6 protein-coding genes and 1 pseudogene are annotated in these 3,451 nt (G+C 63.6%); all 7 read left to right on the top strand.

The window, feature by feature from the left end; all coding sequences use genetic code 11:
- The first annotated feature begins 1 nt into the window (after window position 1).
- Entirely contained in the window at window positions 2–505 is a 504-nt protein-coding gene (locus L0H65_RS16545; RefSeq protein ID WP_301460298.1) for a DNA repair protein RadC, read from the top strand.
- Between the two features lie 104 nt (window positions 506–609).
- Entirely contained in the window at window positions 610–1,101 is a 492-nt protein-coding gene (locus tag L0H65_RS16540) for a DUF6878 family protein (protein WP_301460295.1), read from the top strand.
- Between the two features lie 11 nt (window positions 1,102–1,112).
- Entirely contained in the window at window positions 1,113–1,490 is a 378-nt protein-coding gene (locus tag L0H65_RS16535) for a hypothetical protein (protein ID WP_301460293.1), read from the top strand.
- A gap of 1 nt (window position 1,491) precedes the next feature.
- Window positions 1,492–1,704, top strand: a complete 213-nt coding sequence (locus L0H65_RS16530; protein ID WP_301460291.1) for a hypothetical protein — start codon at window positions 1,492–1,494, stop codon at window positions 1,702–1,704.
- A gap of 85 nt (window positions 1,705–1,789) precedes the next feature.
- The gene (locus L0H65_RS16525) at window positions 1,790–2,227 is read left to right on the top strand and encodes a hypothetical protein (protein WP_301460289.1); all 438 of its coding nucleotides are present in this window, start codon (window positions 1,790–1,792) and stop codon (window positions 2,225–2,227) included.
- Window positions 2,224–3,102 carry a hypothetical protein gene (locus tag L0H65_RS16520; RefSeq protein ID WP_301460287.1) on the top strand — a complete coding sequence of 293 codons (879 nt, stop codon included), beginning with the start codon at window positions 2,224–2,226 and terminating at the stop codon, window positions 3,100–3,102. Before L0H65_RS16525 ends, L0H65_RS16520 begins: the two co-directional genes overlap by 4 nt.
- 149 nt (window positions 3,103–3,251) lie before the next feature.
- Window positions 3,252–3,451, top strand: a pseudogene (locus tag L0H65_RS16515) (antirestriction protein); the annotation flags it as partial.

Genomic DNA, 3,451 nt, shown 5'->3' with positions numbered 1-3,451 from the left:
CATTCCAGTCCGGCCGACCACGCGTACGACAGGCCTATTTCCAAGGGCCGCCTTCGTTGCGGCTGATGCCAACCTGCCCTTCGCGCTGACGTTGTCTAACCGCGAGCCCGCCGCCCTGATGTCGGGTCAAGCTGGCCCCTCCGTTCTCGGCCGTTTTCCAACGCTTGCTGTGGCCATGCTTGGGGCTATCGGCCATGCTGACGGTATTGCCTCAGACGCCACCCCGCAGCTGCTGGCGATCCTTGACCGTGAGGATCGCCTTGTCCTCGCCGGCGCAGCCCACGCCGGGGCCGTCGCCTGGTGTCATCCGGTGACCAGCGCGATCGAGGCCCGGGCCGTCGTGACCGAGGCGAGCCAGCTCCGTGCGCATGCGGGCCGTGCCGCCGACTGGCGCGAGCCCGAACTGGCGCGGCGGCTGCGTCACCGCGCCGATCTTCTCGATGCGCGTCTCGTCGATCCGCTCTGGCGCGCGTTCACGGCAAAGGCCCTGCAGGTCGCAGCATGATGCCCGAGAGACAGAGGAGGGCAGGCGGGTTTTCGGAGCTTTGCAGGGTGAGAGAGATCGCCTTGCAGGCTCCGACCCTTCCCCCATTTCCGGAGATTTTTCTGATGACCCAAGTTGAACCCACCCTTCCTGCGCCGATGCCGCCATCCACCATCGACAGGACTGCGATCTTCGCCACCCACGCCGAGCGCACAGCCCGGATCGAAGCGCTGCGTCCAGGCAACAAGGACCGGCTCTTCGACGCCTTGACGGCCGCGGGCATTACCCATGTCACTGTGAGTTTCGATGGCGCTGGTGATAGCGGCCAGATTGAAAGCATCGATGCGAGAGCGGGCGACAAGGCCGCAGGCTTCCCGTCCGTGGAAATCCCCTATGCCGCGCTGACCTGGGACAGCCCCGAGGTCGAGATGCGCAGCCTCTCGCTCGAAGAGGCCGTCGAGCAGCTGGTCTATGACTTCCTGTCCGACACCCATGGCGGTTGGGAAAACAACGACGGCGCCTATGGTGAGTTCTGCTTCGACGCCGCGGCGCGCTGCATCCATCTCGAGTTCTACGAACGGTTCACCTCGTCCGAACTCTTCACCCATGATTTCTGAGGGAGGGGAAAATGGCACATCCCTATCATCACGCCCTGTCTTCGGTAAAAAAATGGGGCGGCGCGGTCGAAGACTATCTCGAAATCCACTCATGGTACGACCAGAGCAAGGAATTGATTGCGGATTTTCGACACCGCGCTTTGCGCCATCATGCGCAGGGAATCTGGCAATCCGAGGCGATCTTCGGACCGACAATCACCCTGTCCACAGGGCGGATCATTCCAACTCGTTGGGTCGGCGAGCAGCATGTGCGCGAAGATTTGGGGTTCATTCCGAGCTTTGCGGATTGGGTGAAGGCAATTCGGCCTGAGCCGTGGATGGGTCGGACCGAGAAGATCGAGGCGCAGGTCGATCCGCACATGGCCCCACCGATTGTGGAGGTCGCCTGACATGCCCGACGCTTCCTATCTGCGCCTTAACCTGCCGATGACATCGACAGATTGCGCGGTCGTCCGCGCGGCAATTCGGGCGCTTCACCCCGATACGCTGGCGGTGCGCAGCTTTCGGGAGGCGCGCAAGCGCTTCTACCGGGACATGCTGCTACAACATGCAACCCGCCGATACGCGGCCCGTCCGGCACAGCCTGACACATCAATCGACTGACGGTCTTGCGCGCATATCGCCCACCCCTCACCCGCAACCATCGCCCGGCCACTAACGTCGGGCGATTTCATATCTGGAGATCCCTATGGCTGACTATTTCACCCACTTTTCATGCCTGCTTGATGTCGGCACGCCCAGCAAAGCGGCTCTCGCCGTCGCATTGTTCGACCAACTCCGCGTGGAGGATCAGGAGGCTGATGAGCCTCAGGTGTCTGGCTTTGATATGTCCGTCCAGGACGGGCCCGACAGCAGCATGCTTTGGATCCGCGACGACGAGCATGGCGATACCGAACAGGTCATTGGTTTTGTGCTGCGCCTTGCTGCCGAGATCAGCCTGATCGGACTCTGGGGCTTTGACTACGCCCACACCTGTTCGCGCCCTCGGCTGGAGGCCTTCGGCGGCGGTGCCCATGTCATCGACCTCGGCGCGCGCAAGAGCATCGGCTGGATCAGCACCCATGAATGGCTGACCGCCGCCCTGAATGGCGAAGACATCGATGCGGTGGAGGCGCTGGCCCAATGAGCACCACCGCCCCGAAAAGCGTCCAAGCGTCCCTTCCCTTCCCGGAATTCGGCCAGAGCGCCGATGGCCTGACCGTCGCCCGGATCAGCAATGCCGCCTATGCCATGATCCCCAAGCGGGATGGCGGGTATTTCCTCGGTAGCGGCTGGCGGCTGTCAAAACCCTTTGCCGAATGGCAGCGCTCCGACTTCTACGGCCATGGCGGCGACATCGCCGATGAGGCTGCGTTTCGCGCCTTCGTCGGGGAGCAGGCCGCGCATCGGGCTGAGGAAGCCGCACTCGGTCGGCAGGAATTCCGCGCCCACGCCAACACGCCCTGGGGCCCGTCGCAGGGCGCTGTCCGCTATGGCGAAGGCGTTGTGTTCCACTCGACCTCCGGTCATGGCGGGTTCCACCTGTCGGCAGAGCGGAACGCGAAGGTCCACCCCCTGCTGCGGGACGCGGGTGGAAACTACGAAGAGGATGCCGCCTGGGCTGCCGTTGCATCGGCTTTGCCCGATCTCTTCACAGATCTCGAGCGGCGACAGGCCGATGAAACCTTGCGCCACAACTGGCCGGATGCTTGGGAGGCGATCCACGGACGGGTATTGCAACCGGGCGAGTCCCGCGCCCGCGACGCTGAGGCGTTCGCCCGGCACCACGCCGACGATTGGGTCGTGATCTCGGCGATCTATTCGGACCACCATCCCGGTTTCACCGAGGTCGCTGCGACGCGGGGCGGGCGACGCGACCAACGGGCCGAGGAACGCCGCTTCCTTGTCCTGTCCAAGGACTACAAGATAGGTCCCTTCGGCTTTGTCATCGATGAAACCCGCCATGCCGCCTATGACGGGCCTTCGAGTTTCATCGGCTGGCGAGGCAGGGCAGGGGGGTAGCCTCTGCTTGGCCGTTGCCGAAAGCCAACCTCTACAGTTCTGGGCGACGGTAGCCCGAGAGGCCGAGGGAGGTGGTTTTCGGGGGACGTGCAGGCGGGTCGAGAGAGCCGTCGATGTGCGTCCTTCACCTCAAAACCACAGGAAATCCGATGACACTGATTGCCAACGCGGCCATGCCCGCCACCCTCGTCCCTGAAGTCCGCCGCATGGAGTTCCTTCCCGGTCTCTTCGGCCACAAATTGATGCTGGTGGGCGAGCGCGCCGTCTTCCAACTCATGTCCTGGCTCTCACCGCCGGACTACACCGGGGGCATGTGGCATTTCCATGAATTGGCGGGGCGGCCCCTGTT

This window comes from Pseudorhodobacter sp., from assembly GCF_030452865.1.
Taxonomy (GTDB): domain Bacteria; phylum Pseudomonadota; class Alphaproteobacteria; order Rhodobacterales; family Rhodobacteraceae; genus Pseudorhodobacter.
Note: the sequence above shows the minus strand (reverse complement) of the source record. Positions and strands in the feature narration are given on the sequence as shown.

Excerpts from the sequence above, each read along its gene's own strand:
- L0H65_RS16530 (WP_301460291.1), top strand. The coding sequence starts at position 1,492 with ATGCCCGACGCTTCCTATCTGCGCCTTAACCTGCCGATGACATCGACA.
- L0H65_RS16520 (WP_301460287.1), top strand. The coding sequence starts at position 2,224 with ATGAGCACCACCGCCCCGAAAAGCGTCCAAGCGTCCCTTCCCTTCCCG.
- L0H65_RS16535 (WP_301460293.1), top strand. The coding sequence starts at position 1,113 with ATGGCACATCCCTATCATCACGCCCTGTCTTCGGTAAAAAAATGGGGC.
- L0H65_RS16540 (WP_301460295.1), top strand. The coding sequence starts at position 610 with ATGACCCAAGTTGAACCCACCCTTCCTGCGCCGATGCCGCCATCCACC.
- L0H65_RS16525 (WP_301460289.1), top strand. The coding sequence starts at position 1,790 with ATGGCTGACTATTTCACCCACTTTTCATGCCTGCTTGATGTCGGCACG.